The organism is Prevotella sp. TCVGH (assembly GCF_023522295.1).
In the GTDB taxonomy this organism is placed as follows: Bacteria; Bacteroidota; Bacteroidia; order Bacteroidales; family Bacteroidaceae; genus Prevotella; species Prevotella timonensis.
Map to the genome: position 1 here is coordinate 1 of NZ_QFFX01000059.1, position 16,003 is coordinate 16,003.

General features: G+C 42.9%; 20 protein-coding genes and 1 pseudogene. All 21 read left to right on the top strand.

Features of this window, described 5'->3' with window-relative positions; all coding sequences use genetic code 11:
• Nucleotides 1-106: 106 nt before the first annotated feature.
• On the top strand, nucleotides 107-481 hold the full coding sequence (locus DEM91_RS10030) for a hypothetical protein (RefSeq protein ID WP_249858841.1): 375 nt from the start codon (nucleotides 107-109) through the stop codon (nucleotides 479-481).
• A gap of 11 nt (nucleotides 482-492) precedes the next feature.
• The gene (locus DEM91_RS10035; RefSeq protein WP_195252670.1) at nucleotides 493-1,179 is read left to right on the top strand and encodes a ParA family protein; all 687 of its coding nucleotides are present in this window, start codon (nucleotides 493-495) and stop codon (nucleotides 1,177-1,179) included.
• The gene (locus DEM91_RS10040) at nucleotides 1,172-1,654 is read left to right on the top strand and encodes a hypothetical protein (RefSeq protein WP_195252671.1); all 483 of its coding nucleotides are present in this window, start codon (nucleotides 1,172-1,174) and stop codon (nucleotides 1,652-1,654) included. Before DEM91_RS10035 ends, DEM91_RS10040 begins: the two co-directional genes overlap by 8 nt.
• Before the next feature lie 248 nt (nucleotides 1,655-1,902).
• A complete protein-coding gene (locus DEM91_RS10045; protein ID WP_195252672.1) occupies nucleotides 1,903-2,574 on the top strand; it encodes a hypothetical protein in 672 nt (223 codons plus the stop codon).
• A 24-nt stretch (nucleotides 2,575-2,598) separates the two neighbouring features.
• Nucleotides 2,599-2,883, top strand: coding sequence for a DUF3127 domain-containing protein (locus DEM91_RS10050; RefSeq protein WP_023057394.1), 285 nt, complete (start codon nucleotides 2,599-2,601; stop codon nucleotides 2,881-2,883).
• 266 nt (nucleotides 2,884-3,149) lie between these two features.
• Nucleotides 3,150-3,569, top strand: coding sequence for a hypothetical protein (locus tag DEM91_RS10055; protein WP_195252673.1), 420 nt, complete (start codon nucleotides 3,150-3,152; stop codon nucleotides 3,567-3,569).
• A gap of 127 nt (nucleotides 3,570-3,696) precedes the next feature.
• Nucleotides 3,697-4,056 (top strand): DUF4134 domain-containing protein, encoded by a 360-nt coding sequence (locus DEM91_RS10060; protein WP_195252674.1) that lies wholly within the window; start codon nucleotides 3,697-3,699, stop codon nucleotides 4,054-4,056.
• Nucleotides 4,057-4,140: 84 nt separating this feature from the next.
• Entirely contained in the window at nucleotides 4,141-4,425 is a 285-nt protein-coding gene (locus tag DEM91_RS10065) for a DUF4133 domain-containing protein (protein ID WP_028901049.1), read from the top strand.
• 35 nt (nucleotides 4,426-4,460) lie between these two features.
• Entirely contained in the window at nucleotides 4,461-7,379 is a 2,919-nt protein-coding gene (locus DEM91_RS10070) for a TraG family conjugative transposon ATPase (protein WP_249858842.1), read from the top strand.
• Entirely contained in the window at nucleotides 7,367-8,143 is a 777-nt protein-coding gene (locus tag DEM91_RS10075) for a hypothetical protein (RefSeq protein ID WP_195252676.1), read from the top strand. Before DEM91_RS10070 ends, DEM91_RS10075 begins: the two co-directional genes overlap by 13 nt.
• Before the next feature lie 30 nt (nucleotides 8,144-8,173).
• Nucleotides 8,174-8,863, top strand: a complete 690-nt coding sequence (locus DEM91_RS10080; protein WP_195252677.1) for a hypothetical protein — start codon at nucleotides 8,174-8,176, stop codon at nucleotides 8,861-8,863.
• On the top strand, nucleotides 8,860-9,531 hold the full coding sequence (locus DEM91_RS10085; RefSeq protein WP_195252678.1) for a DUF5045 domain-containing protein: 672 nt from the start codon (nucleotides 8,860-8,862) through the stop codon (nucleotides 9,529-9,531). The genes DEM91_RS10080 and DEM91_RS10085 overlap by 4 nt, the downstream gene beginning before the upstream one ends.
• Nucleotides 9,532-9,553: 22 nt before the next feature.
• Nucleotides 9,554-10,930, top strand: coding sequence for a hypothetical protein (locus tag DEM91_RS10090; protein ID WP_195252679.1), 1,377 nt, complete (start codon nucleotides 9,554-9,556; stop codon nucleotides 10,928-10,930).
• Between the two features lie 11 nt (nucleotides 10,931-10,941).
• Nucleotides 10,942-11,538 (top strand): conjugative transposon protein TraK, encoded by a 597-nt coding sequence (gene traK / locus DEM91_RS10095; protein ID WP_195252680.1) that lies wholly within the window; start codon nucleotides 10,942-10,944, stop codon nucleotides 11,536-11,538.
• A gap of 4 nt (nucleotides 11,539-11,542) precedes the next feature.
• Nucleotides 11,543-12,034 carry a hypothetical protein gene (locus DEM91_RS10100; RefSeq protein ID WP_229039182.1) on the top strand — a complete coding sequence of 164 codons (492 nt, stop codon included), beginning with the start codon at nucleotides 11,543-11,545 and terminating at the stop codon, nucleotides 12,032-12,034.
• Entirely contained in the window at nucleotides 12,034-13,287 is a 1,254-nt protein-coding gene (locus tag DEM91_RS10105; protein ID WP_195252682.1) for a conjugative transposon protein TraM, read from the top strand. Before DEM91_RS10100 ends, DEM91_RS10105 begins: the two co-directional genes overlap by 1 nt.
• A 46-nt stretch (nucleotides 13,288-13,333) precedes the next feature.
• The gene (gene traN, locus DEM91_RS10110) at nucleotides 13,334-14,284 is read left to right on the top strand and encodes a conjugative transposon protein TraN (protein ID WP_195252683.1); all 951 of its coding nucleotides are present in this window, start codon (nucleotides 13,334-13,336) and stop codon (nucleotides 14,282-14,284) included.
• Nucleotides 14,281-14,781, top strand: a complete 501-nt coding sequence (locus DEM91_RS10115; protein WP_025072490.1) for a hypothetical protein — start codon at nucleotides 14,281-14,283, stop codon at nucleotides 14,779-14,781. Before traN ends, DEM91_RS10115 begins: the two co-directional genes overlap by 4 nt.
• A 25-nt stretch (nucleotides 14,782-14,806) precedes the next feature.
• Nucleotides 14,807-15,025 (top strand): hypothetical protein, encoded by a 219-nt coding sequence (locus DEM91_RS10120; RefSeq protein ID WP_195252684.1) that lies wholly within the window; start codon nucleotides 14,807-14,809, stop codon nucleotides 15,023-15,025.
• A gap of 18 nt (nucleotides 15,026-15,043) precedes the next feature.
• Nucleotides 15,044-15,193 (top strand): hypothetical protein, encoded by a 150-nt coding sequence (locus DEM91_RS10125; RefSeq protein ID WP_195252685.1) that lies wholly within the window; start codon nucleotides 15,044-15,046, stop codon nucleotides 15,191-15,193.
• A 19-nt stretch (nucleotides 15,194-15,212) separates the two neighbouring features.
• Nucleotides 15,213-15,926 (top strand): annotated as a pseudogene (locus DEM91_RS10130) (YWFCY domain-containing protein); the annotation flags it as partial.
• Nucleotides 15,927-16,003 lie beyond the last annotated feature (77 nt).

Genomic DNA, 16,003 nt, shown 5'->3' on the forward strand with positions numbered 1-16,003 from the left:
ATGCAAAGATAACAAATACTTATGAAATTATGTGCATGAAGAGAGGAGGGATGCAACTGGGTTTTACGACTGACCCGCTATTGATGCAGCAAACTCTGTCATCAGAATGAAAATCTCCTTGTCAGGCGACTATGCCAAGTTTGATCCGTTCCTTTCCTTTAAAGCCTGGGACTTGAAAGGCAAGGGCAAGGATATTCACACTTCGACAGGTAAAGATGTGAATATGATTTGGGAGCAGTATTATGAGAAAAGTCCATTCTCCACGGCATCTGCTCAAATCAAAGGCTCTTATTCGTCTTTTTCTGCCTCACTTATTCTTACCAACTCTGACAGACAGGAGGGTAAAGTAAGTATCCGTGCCACGGTGTACAAAGATGAAAAAGTTATTCGTGACCAGACTTTGAACGTAGAAATACTTCCTTCTGACATATCAATCAGTATAGGCTATGTACCAGAAGAAGGTTTTACCAAAATCAATTAGGAGGACTGACGATGGAACAACAAGAAAACAGAATCGTCCTTTTTGCAAACCAAAAAGGCGGAGTCGGTAAGACAACCTTATGCGGTTTATTCGCAAACTATCTCTCCGTTGAGAAAGAAGTGCCATTACTTGTTATTGATGCTGACCCACAACAGACTTTCTCCGGTCGCCGTAAAGACGATTTGCGCAGACAGACAGATGTACCTTATGTAGTTCAGTCTATGACCATTAAAAGTCCTGATAGTACCCGCACCATCATGCAGAATTTGCGCACACTGCCAGGTACAACGGTAATCGATACTCCGGGCAGCTTAACACAAGACGGTATGCTTCAGCTCTTGATCAATGCCGATTACATCATTTGCCCCTATCATTACGACCTCAATACGATAGATTCCACTCGTGCTTTTATCCTTGCAGTATTCCGTTTGCGTCAGACTCACCCACAAATCAAGGCACAATTCATCTTCGTCTGCAACAAGTATGATGTGCGAGTTGGAAAAAATAGCGAGCTGAAAGCATGGAAGATTGTGGACGAATACTTTCAGAAGTTCGGTATTCTCGCTCCTCGCATAGGTAGTTATGCTGACTTGGAACGTTATAACACTATTGACAACAATGACAAGGTGGCAAAACACACCAAACGTTGCTTCGATTTCATTTACAAAACCATATATAACATAGATGACAATGACTAAGTATAAATCAGATATAGCCGACTCTGCATCGAATATGATGCAGCTGCCAGGAACGTTGGAAGGGATGCTCCAGGATATTCATGGACAAAAGGAAGTTTCTACCTCACAAGAAGAGAGTATTGAAATTGCAACACCAACAGCGCCACCTCCTACACCAGTAGCCCCGAAAAAGGCTAAAAGGCAGAAACAGCCTGTTTTATCCCAGGCTTCTGCTCCGACAATGGTAGATGGTGATGAGCTTTGGACAGCCTTCTGTACCCAGTGTGCAGAAGAAGACAACTTGCCCAAAATAGTAGGGAAAGATGGCAATATGACCCTTTGCAAAGTAAACAAGGATATTCTTGCCACATTCCGTAAATATGCGGTCGGTGGCTACTCCACCCAAACCATCGTCAACGCCATCCTTCATAGTTTTGTGCTGCATTACAAGAAGGAGTTTAGTCAATACAAGGTTACAGGTAAGCCTCTGTTATAACACTGGTATGCTTAAAGAGTACTTTCAGAAACTTGGCAGAAATGCTATTTCCAAATGTTCGAAATGGCTCTTGATTGCGGTCATTGCTTGCATCACATGGATTGGCTTCATTGATGAGCAAGTCAAATCAACAGGCCAAAGACTATACGAACAAGGGCAGCAGCTTTACAAAGAGACTGAAAGCCCGTCTTTGCCTCCAGCTAAGAAAGACAGTGTGCTTAATAAGTATATCGAAAAGAATAAACACTATGAGTAGAATTGCAACCATATGGAACGCCGACAAGATTAACTTCCTGGTCGAAAACTATGCCCATGCGAGCAATCGTAAGTTGGCAGATACCCTTGGTGTATCTATCCCTTCTGTTAAAATCAAGGCTCGAGAACTGGGATTAAAGAAAGAGTGCGCCAAACGCAAGATATTTCCTTCTTTGGAGGCTAATATTCTTAGAATGAGTGAAAGCAGCTCGTATCGGACGATTGCGAACAAGCTGAACATTTCCGTTTCTTCGGTACACTCTACCATCAACGATGCTACCAAAAAAGGCTTTCAAAAACGTAGTCGTGAGAAGACTGGCAAAATCATGTCCGAGACAAGGGTACGTCTCATCAAGAGGGAGCGAGCAAGAGCCGTTTTCGGACTCAACCAGAAGACAAAAATCAAGCTGTTCCCCAACAAACAGAAATACCATATGCGAGACCGCCTGAAAAGATGCAGATATGAAGTTGAGCATAATGGTATGGATGTTTATATTGATGATGAGACACGCCGTCATGCCAATATCGAGACGGAAGCACAGAAAATAGGATTCAATATACAACTCCCCTATATAACATATTATCCATTAGATTTTGTTACAGAGAACGGTGACGCAGAAGAAGAAATCTTCACCGAGCTCAAAAGAAAGAACATTCATGGTTAATAGATTAACTTAAAACAAAAAATTATGTCACAATGCAAAGGAAAGGTCATCGCAATAGGCGAGACCAAAACTGGCGAAAGTCAGAGAGGTAAGTGGGCATCCCAACAGTGGGTGGTCGAGGAGCAAGGGCAGCAATACCCTGAACATTGGGTGCTTGAAACCTTCGGTGAAGAGAACATTAACAAGTACGACCTTCATGTTGGCGATGTGGTGGACGTGAAATACAATGCACGCTACACGGAGAAGAATGGCAGCTACTACCCTTCAAACCGTCCATGGGAGGTGGTGAAGGAACAACAACAAGCCTAATCCACAGAACCAAGCTAATGATAGATACGGACAGCATAAAAAGTGTTGTCCGTATCTTTTTTGTTACACTATGTAGATAATAAAGCCATTTAATCACTGAAAAAGCAATCAACAAGTCAGTTTCTTTCCCTTGATAGTTATAAAAGACACAAGTATTATTGTATTTTGGTTCCAAAGCCATACTTTTGTAATCGTTTTTGCAAAGAACTTTATTTGAACTTTGAAATTTTGCAAAAAACAAAGAAACATAAAACTTATTTGCGTCTATGTTTGGAACATTCATGACCGTTATCATTATCGGGTATATAGGCTATTATGGATATAACATCATTCATGATCTTTACTTTGACAAGTCAGGTGAGATAGTCGTTGCTGCCCACGTCGAGGAGCAGGAAGTGGACATCAAGGACGAATTAGGAAGTTTCACCCAATACGATGCCAACGAAGATCGAAAGATTGCCGAACAAAAGAAAAAGGAAGCCAAAGCTACCGAAGGAAAGTCAACGGAGGAAAACGGTTCTGCCTTCTCTCAAAAGTCTGCCATACCCAATCCTGATGAGCCAGCCACCATGACTGGAGGGATAGAGGCAGACCAATTGCCTAATCTTGTCGATTCTTTGGAAAACACCGAGGAAGGTTCCGACTTCTTTGTCATCAAGTCGGCCTTTACACCTGCTGATCTATAGCGTTATCATTTTTAAATACACGATAGGTTCAAAGCCGTCCTGTGCAGTTTCCTGTTGTATGGGAAATTACCGAAAGGCTTCTTTGTACGGTACTTTAATTCGAAATATAATAAACATTTAAATTTACATGTTTCAATTAAAGCAAGTTTTCAAATCAGTAAAGAAAGGATTAGAAAGAGTCAATGGCTCATGCAAGCGTGGCTTCGCTGCCTTCGTTCTCGGTGCCATGTATGGCGTTCAGGCCTTCGCACAGAGTAAAGGTGCTGGTGGCTTCACATCTGCAACTTCTGAAATTAAAAGTTATGAAGGACCAGTCAAGAACCTCATGTATGCCATTGCTGCAGTGATTGTATTGGTTGGTGCTTTTAATGTGTACTTCAAAATGCAGAATGGCGATCAGGACGTGAAGAAGACCATCATGATGACTATTGGCGGTTGTGTCGCAATGGTTGCCATGGCTACAGCTCTCCCAATGTTCTTCAAGTAAGGATTACAAGCAAGATATACCCGATATAAGGATTGCAAAATCCTCTTATCGGCGTATATTACGCTAACTTAAAGAATCTTATCTATGGAAGAAATCATCAGTTATCCAGTATTCAAAGGACTTCAAAAGCCCTTAGAGTTTATGGGGATCCGTGGCAAATTTATTTACTATGCTGCTGGTACCTTCCTCTTTGGATTTATCGGTTTTTTGGTTTTTAACATCATATTGGGATTCTTCGCAGGCTTGATAGCCTTGGCTGCCATCGCAGGAACTGGCATTATTTCAATCTTTATCAAGCAGAAACTCGGCTTACATGCCAAGAAGCGTTACAAAGGTATTGTACATTACACAGGTTTATTTGATTATTGATAGTCCTAAGATACACCCATAATATGCAAATATAGATGGCAAAGAAGAAAGAACGCCCATTTGACAAACTATACGCAGAACTCGAAGACATCAAGGATGCTCGTGGCGACCTGATGAATACTGTTCTTTTCTCGAAGAATGGCAATTGGTCTGTTATCATCGAAATAGAAAACCCTGTGCAGCAGTACTGCACGGACTCCGCCTTGTACTATGGCTATGCAGATATTCTAAGCAATATCATTCAGACTTTGGGTGAAGGCTACTGTCTGCAAAAGCAGGATGTGTTTTGCAGACAAGGCTATGAGCATGAAATTACCGATGATATGAGCTTCTTGTATCAGTCGTATTTTAAGTATTTCAAGGGGCGTGAATACACCAACATTCGTACTTTTCTTATTATCACCCAGGAAGTCAAACAAAGCTCCTTTGTGAAGTATGATCCGAAGGCATGGCTCGACTTTCACTCAAAAATCGGCAAGATCATCAATATCTTAGCCGAAAAGGGCATCCCATACTATAAATTGAACAAGAAAGAAGTGGCCGAGTACGTCCACCGCTTCCTTGCTTTCGACTTCAAACCGCATCCATTCTCGTTGAATAACATGAATATTACGGACGAGTACATCAAGACAGGTGACCGTGCCATTAAGTCGTTTTCGCTTGTCAATATCGACACGATAGACCTGCCCACCTTTATCCGTCCATTCAACACGATGGCAGTAAACGGTTTCAACATAGCTACCGACCTATTATCGTTTCTTGCTGATATACCATTTACCGACTGTGTAATCTACAATCAGGTCATACAGATACCACAACAGCGTCCGCTGATGCGGAAACTGCAAGGGAAAGCAAAGAGACACGACTCCATGCCTGACCCAAGCAACAAGATTGCCAAGGCCGACATCGACCTTGTGTTAGACCTCCTTGCCAAAGAAAGCCAGTTGCTCGTCTATACAAACTTCAACATTATCACTTCTTGTCCTCTTGCTAAGGTCAATGGTGTTACCTCATATTTGGAAACCAAGCTATACGACTGTGGCATCATGCCTTCAAAGTCCTGCTACAATCAGCTGGAGCTATTCGTCAATTCGTTTCCTGGTATGTCGTATTCCTTCAGCAAGGATTACGACCTATTCCTGACGCTCGCCGACTCTGCCCTCTGCCTGATGTACAAAGAGCACATGAAGCATAGTGAGGAATCAAGGCTCAATGTTTTCTACACCGATCGCCAGGGCATCCCTGTTTCCATTGATATTACTGGTAAGGAAGGTAAAGTAAAATACACCGACAATGCCAACTTCTTTTGTCTCGGTCCAAGTGGAAGCGGTAAGAGTTTCCACATGAACTCCGTTGTTGCCCAACTCCTTATGCAAGATACCGATGTCGTGATGATTGACACTGGTGATAGTTATGAAGGCATCAGCCATTATTTCCATGGTACCTATATCGCCTATAGCAAGGAAAAGCCTATCTCGATGAATCCGTTTAGTATTACTCCAGAAGAGTATAATCTAAACTTCGGTGAGAAAAAGCAATTTCTCAAATCTCTTATCTTCCTCATCTTCAAGGGTAATCAAGAACCTACAAAGATTGAAGACAAGATTATCAATCAGACACTCGTAGAGTATTACGACGAATACTTCAACCCCTTTGAGAAGTTCTCTGAAAGGGATCGTGAGAAATTGCGTGAACGCTTGATGCTCGAAGACAAGAAGAACGGCGAGTATGAGCGTTATGAAGAGAAGCTGGAAGAGAAGTATGGCGATGACTATACCATCAGCGAACTGGAGGACAAATCATCATCCACTTCCAACACTGACAAGAATTACAATGTGAAGGCTAACGATTATACAGACGAATTAGAGTTTACCCAGGAGGAAAAACACCATCATGCCAAGATAGAGCGACTGGTTAATAAGCTGCGTGGCGTAATCCATGACAATGCAGCTACCGACGGTGAGAAAGTCAACGCCAATCGTCAGTTGGTGCGCCTGATGCCCGAGCTTATCGAAGGCAAATATCTCATGCGCATAGAAAAGAAGATTGACAAGATAGAAAAGCAACGCAATAAGTTGAATGTAAAAAACCTGTCTTTCAACACCTACTATGAGTTTGCGCTGGAACGCATCCCTCAAATCATGACAGAGAAGAAGATTGACTTTGATATAGACAACTTCGCTGCCATACTGGAGCAATTCTACATCGGTGGAGAGCTGGAGCACACCCTTAACAACGACCTCGACAAGTCACTCTTCGATGAGAAATTCATCGTTTTCGAGATAGACAAAATCAAGGATGACCCTATTCTCTTCCCTATAGTTGTACTGATTATTATGGACGTTTTCCTACAGAAGATGCGTCTTAAAAAGGGACGAAAGGCACTTATCATTGAAGAAGCATGGAAGGCTATTTCTTCCCCAACGATGGCTGGATATATAAAGTACCTCTACAAAACAGTTCGTAAGTTCAATGGTATAGCAGGGGTCGTTACCCAGGAACTGAATGACGTGATAGACTCGCCCATTGTAAAAGAGGCAATTATCAACAACTCTGATGTGAAGATACTCTTGGATCAGAGCAAGTTCAAAGACCGTTACAATGATATATCCGCAATCCTCGGTCTAACTGACGTACAGCGACAGCAGATCTTTACGGTCAATGCCTTGCCACCTAAAGAAGGTATCCCTTATCATAAGGAGGTATGGATTGCTCGTGGCCAGTATTCAGACGTGTATTCTGTGGAAGTTCCCCCTGAATGGTATTGGGCATTCACCACCGAGCGAGTAGAAAAAGAGGCTTTAAAAATCTATGAGCGTGCCTTTGACAACAACATCGAGCAAGCCATCACACATATTGAGGAAGATCGCAAGAAGATGAAGATAGGGCGTTACTTTGATTTCGCCGTACTGGTCAATAAACATCAAAACATAATGAGCTTATGGGAAAGATAAAAAAACTGATGATTGTCATGGCAATCATGTTGTTCTCGGTCAATTCTGCCAATGCCTGGGTCAGAGTGGTGTTTGATAAGAACGCTATCGCTGCCGTTGGTGCCAATACAGCCTTTCAGACACTTATAGAAAATAAACATAATGCCCAGCTGGACTCTATCCGTTCCAAACAAGCCAAGATTATGTCCTATACTACTTCGATGGCATCCATCAAGGAACTCTACCGTATGTCAATGCAAAACATTAGTGGTTTCGGTGAGGAGTCGGCTTATTACAGACAGATGGCAGAGCAGTTTATTAAGGTGCCAGGCAATACAGCAAGAGCTGTCAAAGCCATAGGCAGATGCCCCGGTATCAATTACATCAACAGTCTCAATGAGATTGTTAATATACAGGCGGAGGTAGTCGGCTTGATAGAAGATTTCGTGGATATTGTCAATAATGGCAAGGTTGACCTCTCTGCCTTCACCAGTGGCAAGAGCAACGATAAAATTTCTGCATTTTTGAAGAACGCCCACTTAGGCAAAGGTGATGGTTACAACTTCCTTGATCGTTACGAGCGTCTGACACTCGCCAATAAGCTACTCTCACATATCGTCGATATAAATATGCGCCTCCAACAGATTGAGTACATCTGTGAGTTTTGCTGCACATTCAGCAACCTCATGTATTCAATCGACCCTTTGACGTGGGCAACTTTCTTTTCGGGGAAGAGCATAGTGGATGATGTCGTCAGCGACTGGAGCTATCATATGAATAGCTAACAATAAGTAGAATCTAAAAATGAGAATCGTATGAAAAAAACACTTCTATCCTTGCTACTGCTTGTTAGTTTCCTAACATCAAGCCAAGCAGGTATTATTGGTCCAGATGACTTGCCAACCATTTCAGCCTTGATAGAGCTTCACAAGAAGATGGCCAAGGCCGAAGATGTTGCCGTAAAGCAAGTAGGTACAAGTTATGGTGAGCAGCAAATTGCAACCAACAATTCATCGAAGTTCAACGATGTGCGCACAACACTCAATACCAAACTCAACAACGCCAACCAGTGGATCTTTCTTGCAGCAGCCGTTTCCAAGACCACACTCGATATTGGAAATACTACCAAAGAATACATACAGTTTGTAGAGCTTACAGGGAAAAATATCTTCCGCAAACCCCAGATTGCGTGGTATTTTGCCGAGGCCAACTATAATGTCAGCAAGCGAGTGTCACTGTTAAAGAAATCCGTGGCTATGTTAGTAGCCTCTGAAACGAATATCCTAAAAGCCTCTCTTAGCGAGAGAATCCAAATGATATGCGAGATACAAGACCAAATAGCCGTGATACGAGGCATTATCAGTCAGGCACTCTTTTGGAGCAGATGCGTGGATATTGGAGGTTTTAAGTATGACTATATTTGGGATATTCTCAATAGTGATGCGCTTGAAGGAATAACCAATGACATAATAGGAAAGTGGAACCAAAACCTCACAACTATATGAAAAAGTATTTATCTATATTATTCGCCCTCTTGTTCTCTACGACAGTGTTTGCGCAAATGCCAGTAAGGGACAAGCAGAAGGAGAATCAAATCCGTTCTATGGAGCAAGGTCATTGGGACTTTTCCCCAGATTGGTGGTATTACCTCTTTCATAAAAATTATAGTGGCGCATCTCTGAAATGGCATTGGAGAGGATTAAAGTCAGGGTATAGGGTTCACTTTGATGAAAGCAGATCAAATGTAAAAGCGGTTGGATCACGACGTGAAGCACAACTTGCAACATTGTTGCTGAAAAAGAAAATTGTTGAAACTGAGCGCAAGCAGATAGAGGAACTCAACAAAGAAGAAATAGCTCGTGCAGCCGACCGCAATGTTGACCTTGTATATGGAAAGTATAAAGACCTATTCGCTGGTATGCAATCTTCCATTACCGAAGGTCTTACCTATTGCATGATTCGGAGTAAGGGTAAGCTTTCCAAGAGTATAAAGGAACTCACAGATAGGAATGAAGTCATAACTTCTAACATCTCCTACCTCCGAAAAACAGGGATAGGTTATGAACTTGAAAATGTCAAAAGGGAAAAAGGCTTTGCCCAAGCCAAGAAAGACATGGAAGAGTTGGTGAAGAAAGTAACCTCCCTTGCTCGTGTTGCCAAAGCCTTCTATTAAAATAACATTATAAAACAAAATTATGACAGATTTACTGTTAAATATAAACATGACATTAAACATCTTCATTGATCAGTTGCTGACAATGGGATTGCCTGTCATTGATGAAAGCCTTAACAAATTGTTGGGCGTAATGAAGTCTTCGCCAACGCAGGGCTTATATGGTGAGATGTTGAGTATGGCAAGAGGATTGGGGATTAGCCTTGCTCTTTGCGTTGGGTCATACGAATGCTGGATGATGATGCTGGGTCGTCGTGGTATGGATGTAATGAAAATTGCTCGTATTATCGGTCTTGCCCTTTGCATACAGTTTTCAGGTACAATTTGTAGTGCATTAGATACTCCAGGAAATTGGCTTGAAAGCAGGACGCACGGTATGGCCACTGCTGCCAACAAGCAAGTTGCAACATTAGAGCTTGCCGTGGCTAAAAAGCAGCAAGAATATGTAGATTCTCTCCGCAGTCAGCAGGCAAAACAAGAAGAAAAAAAAGAAGCCCAGGCTGCAGCTACAGAAGATGGATTATTGGATAAAATCCAGCACAGTGTTGAGAATATTGGTAATAGCATTAAGAATTATGCCCAACAAGCAGCCGTTCTTGTAGAAACAAAGATTAGCGAGTGGGCTAACGATATTATCCGATTTATCGGCGAAATTATCTTCCAAATGACCTATTACGGAATGTTGGTCGGGCAAAGGATTTTTCTAAGCGTACTAAAATTGTTCTGTCCTGTAATGTTTGCACTGTCTATTGTACCACCATGGAGAAGTGCATGGTCGCAGTGGATTTCTAAATATCTGACTGTTTCCCTTTGGGGATTCCTCGTCTATCTTATTGTATATTATGTCGATTTTATAATCATGTATTATTTAAGATCTGACTTGACAGCTTATAACAGCCTTCTTCATAACGCAGCCAACTGGAACAATATTGGTGCCCTTGGTATGCAAGCTATTGGTACAACCTGTATGTACGTTGTTGGTATGCTTGCTGGAGCCAAGATATTGAGCATGGTGCCAGAGGTATGCTCATGGCTTATCCCAGGCGGCGTGTCGTCAAGTGCAGGTTCTGCTGCCGGAGGGGTCGCCGCTGCCGCAGGCGTTGCTGGAGTTAGTGCTGCCGCAGGAGCTGCTGGTGGTGTAGCTTCTGTTGCAATGCCAGCCGCAGGGAGTGTTATAAGTCATACTGCGACTACTGGAGCAGCTGCCGTCGGAGGAGCCATGAGCGGTGCTCGTGGAACAGTTGATGGTGGTCTTAACACACTGGCAGGAGCAGTCGGTGGAGGAATTATGGCTGCAGGTCGCCAAATGGGGCATGACATGTCCCAATCATCATTAGGAAAATCAGTAAAAGGCGCAGCTGGAACAATGAAGGATGCCTATAATCGAGGCAAAAAATAAAGAAGATAATTATGCTTATACAAAGTTTAGAAAAAAAGACAAGGCTTGCCCTTACAACCGTATTGCTAACCATCGTTGGCAATGTGGTAGTATGTGGTATGCTGATAGCCTATGGAGCAAAGATACTATCCGAGGAGCGTAGTCAGGTATATATTCTCGACGGAGATATACCGTTCCTTGCTCAACGTAGCCAACAAGAGGCCAATTTTGTCATGGAAGCGAAGGCCGCTATACAACTCTTTCATCAATACTTCTTCACCTTGCCACCTGATGACGACTATATCAAATGGACGCTGGGCAAAGCTATGTATATGGTCGATGGAACAGGTATGAAACAGAAGCAAGCCATGGAAGAAAACGGTTTCTTCTCTGATATAGTCTCTTCGTCGGCTATTTGTACAATCATGTGTGATAGTATCAAGTTGGATGAACACAGTAGAAAGTTCACCTATTATGGAACGCAGAACATCAGACGGCGTACCAAGAGCATCCGCCGTACCCTGATCACCAGTGGAGAACTGGAGAATGTGCCAAGGACACAGAACAATCCTCATGGATTGCTCATCACCCATTGGAAGACATTGAAGAATATAGACCTTGAATATTAACGACATGACAACAAAAGGGAAACAGAAAGAACTGCCCAAGTATAAGCGGCAGATACGTTATGTGTGTTGGAAACTCGCCAAAGGATGGAATGTTAAGAACAAGATAGAGAAGAGCAATCAGTGGGCATCCGAAAATCGCAAGACCTTCTTTGCATTGGTGGTCGGCTTTCTTTCCTTTGCTTTCGTGACCACAGCCATCTCTATTCTGTATGACATGACCCGCCCCAGCACTGATGCTACACAGATGGATTTCAGTGGCAAGAGCGAGTCGATTGAGAATATCCAACCTATAATGAATGGACTTCGACAAATCGACGAAAGAAAGAAAAGCGAGAAGATAGAAATCAAGCAGCTCACTGATAAAGGTGTTGCCATTCATAAAGAGCTGGATTCTCTGCTTGCCATTGACGTGAAGAGTCATGAGGATTCTGTCCGCATCATACAGGACTATCGTCAGTTAGAAAACATCGTAAACTTTTTAAAGAAAGGAAAATAATGAAGAAACTAAATCTCAAACAGCCGAAATACATCTTTCCGCTTGTTGTTTTCCTCCCTTTGACGTTCCTTGCATATGAGGTTTCCAATATGTTTGACGGTAACAGTACTGTATCCACAAAGGTTGCTACCGACTCTCTCAATATGGAACTTCCCGATGCCGACAATCAGGCAATGAAGGATAAAATGGCATCAATGGGAGACCGTGGAATGGGCGAAGATGGCTATTCGGCTATTGATGGACTCGGCATCGATGAGCAAGAGAAAGACTCTTCGGGTAACGGCTACAGTGAAGGCGAATTGAATCAGATTGACAAAGACAATGCCAACCGTATAGCCCAGCAAAAAGCACAGGAAGAAATGGAGCGCAGTCTTGCCGAATCAAGAAAGCATATCAACGCCTATTCAGGCGGTGGATATGGTGGCAGCTACGGCGGAGGATCAAGAAGAAGCAGTGGTGGCAGCAGCCGTCGGGACGAACTTGATGACTATGCCAAGGAGCTTGAATACATACAGAAGCGCAGTCAGGCAGCACAGCGTGCCATTGATGCAGGTAGTGGCAGCTACGGAGGCTATGGAGACGGCAATGACTCTTATGGCTATGATGGCAATCCATATGCAGGAGGTTATGGTGGAAACGGACGCTCCAACCGCCAGACTGGAGGGAAATCAAAGAAAGCTACCGAAAAGGTGCAGACGGTAGAGAAAGTAAACAGCCCTAATGCCGACCGTTTCAACACAGTGTCTGCTACAAAGAATGTAGATGCACCGCTTATCAAGGCGATAATCGATAAGACCACCAAGGCCCATGAAGGAACTCGACTGCGTTTCAAGCTGCTCGACGATGTTACCATCAATAAGGTACTCTTGAAAAAGGGTACTTATCTCTATGGCCTTGTTACTGGCTTTGGTCAGCAGCGAGTCAGAGCTAATATCACGAGTATTCTTGTGGGCAGCAAGTTTATCAAGGTTAACCTGTCTGTTTATGACAATGATGGTATGGAAGGCTTTTATGTGCCTGAATCAGCTTTTAGAGACTTGATGAAAGAGGCTGGTTCGCAGGCCATGCAGCAGAATATGCAGTTTGGCAACAACTACGGATCGACGCTCAACGGCGAGTCGGTAGCACTGCAAGCACTGCAAAACATCTATCAGTCAGCAAGCAATGCCGTCTCTGCCAATATGCGCAAGAACAAGGCTCGTATCAAATATAACACTATCGTCTATCTTATCAACACTTCTGTCGAAGAATGACACCATTAGTCGTTAACGGACATACAGAATCAAAACAAAGAAACCAATGAGAAATTTAGTATTTACGCTATTAGCAATCCTTTGCACCACTTCAACCTGGGCGCAGAAGAAATACCGTGACATCGTACCCGATACATCCAAGGTACATTATATTCATCGTGAAAGTATGGAGGATGCCTATATCTTTAATAGCGACCTCCGCAAGAACACAGTATATGTGAATGAGCAGGTGACTACCCATATCGTCATGCCAGAGAATATCAAGCTCGTTGATATATCCACCACCAATATCATCGGTAATCAATGTGCGGACAACATCGTACGTATCAAACCTGCTGGCAGGATGTATGATTATGAGTTGGCTGGTACGATGACGGTTATTGGAGAACGACACATATCACAACTTAATGTTGTCTATGTGAAGGGGCCAGCTCGCGCCAATTCCATTTACAACATCAATCTCCAGGACACCAAGCGTTACAATAATCCTGATGTGCTGATGCCTGAAGCAGAAATGGCACGTTGCGCCTGGGCTATCTATGCCATGCCTGCCCGGTTTCACAATATTCAATATAAGAAGTATGGTATTAAGGCAGTTGTCAATAACATATATGCCATTGGTGACTACTTCTTTATCGATTTCTCTCTTTACAACAGTACGAAGATTAAATTTGATATTGACGAGATACGTATTAAGCTCACCGATAAGAAAGAAACCAAGGCAACTAATACTCAAACGATAGAACTTACCCCAACCTATATGCTCAACAAGGTCAATTCATTCAAAAAGGGCTACCGCAATGTGATTGTGCTGAATAAGCTCACCTTCCCTGATGAGAAAATCCTCAATTTGGAGATTTCCGAAAATCAAATTTCAGGTCGTATTATCTATATTCCTATAGAGTACTCTGATATTCTTCATGCCGACGGATTCGATGAGCAGATGATGAAGAGCCTAACGAGAAACTATAATTATAACATAGGAGGACAGCGATGAAAAAGATATTCCTATCCCTGATGTTGGCTTTCTGCCTACTCCCACAAACCCATGCTGGCGAGGATGACGAATATATCACCCTCAATACAGGACTATTGTTCCAAAATACCCTCAATGCTACATTTGGGTATGAGAAGGAGCTGAAATATGACAATGCCTTTGAAATCTTCGGTGAAGTTGGCAACCGCTGGGCTAAAGACCCCGAATGTGGCAAAGTATGCAATAAGTCCTTTTGGAAGAACTACTACTGGAATGGCGGAATCCTATACAAGAAGAGTTTGGTGCGTTGGAAAAATTCAACGCTCCGTCTCGACCTCGGTCCAGTGGCTGGTGCCTTTCGTGGAGATTATTTCTTTGGGGCAGAGGGCAGCTTTGAATACAGCTATACCTTTACGAATGGTTGGAAGTTCGCTCTCAAACAAAAGAACAACGTGAATTTCATGCACGGTGATACCTTCCGTAATGGTTTCACCATTGGTGTGAAGATACCTCTTTAACGATAACTGATATGAACCAAAAAGTATGAAAAGAAAAGTCAACTTTATGATATGGGCAGTAGCTATAATGCTACTGTCTTTTCAGATGTCTTCATGTTCAGAACATATAGAAGACTGGCATGGTAATGTTACGGCAGGATCTATCCTTCTTTCAAACTACAGTATCATATCCGCACATGGATATGACGCTTCAAAGATGACCGCCGTGAGTGTCGTCATTGGCACAAGACAGGATAGTATGTGATTTGTCTCTACAAAGAATTTGGGACAAGCTGCTTATCTTGATACACTCATGAGTGTTCCCAGCGTTTCGGCAGACGAGAACGCACTTTGTGGCATCGACAACACATCCTCTATCCTCAAAACTGACCCTGCACAGGTTCGCCCGATCCTGCGCATGAAAATGAACTAACCGATTATCCACTCTTGATATGGCAACAGAAGAAACCAAAGAGCAGCAACAGATATACAATATATTCCGCAGTTGTATCTATATCATCCTGATATTTGAGATTGTGATGAATCTACCCATTGCTTCCAGCGATCCCATCGCAAAATTTCTCTTATCCTTCCTATACAAACTCAAACTGTTTAACAGTGTCCTCGGCTGTAAGTTTATGGAGCTTGTTTGTATCGGTGTGACGTGTATAGGTACTAAGGCCAGAAAGGAATTGAAGTTTAATATGAAAACAATGGTCATCTATCCGTTGTCCATAGGCTTCTACCTTATTCTAACCAGTGTCCTTGTGCATAAGGACACCTGGGGAGGTACAATGATGGGCTTCCCGACCAACCGAATTATCTATGTCTTTTGTTCCGTCATTGGTATCATGCTTGTCCATCAAGGGTTAGATGCCATCAGTAAGTATTTCAACCATAAGCTGGGAGACGACCGTTTCAACTTTGAGGAAGAGAGTTTCCAACAGATGGAAGAGAAGATAGAGAATGATTACTCGGTCAATATACCCATGATTTTCTATTTCAAGAAACGTATGAGAAAGGGATGGATCAACATTATCAACCCCTTCCGTGCCACTCTTGTCCTCGGTACTCCAGGTTCGGGTAAGTCGTTCGGCATCATCGACCCTTTCATCAGGCAGCACAGTGCCAAGGGGTTTACTATGATGGTGTACGATTACAAGTTCGTGTGACTAGAAAGTTACATGAGTGGCTGTCAAGCAATGACTTGACCTGCTGTTTCGTCAGTAGTAGCCTATGGGCA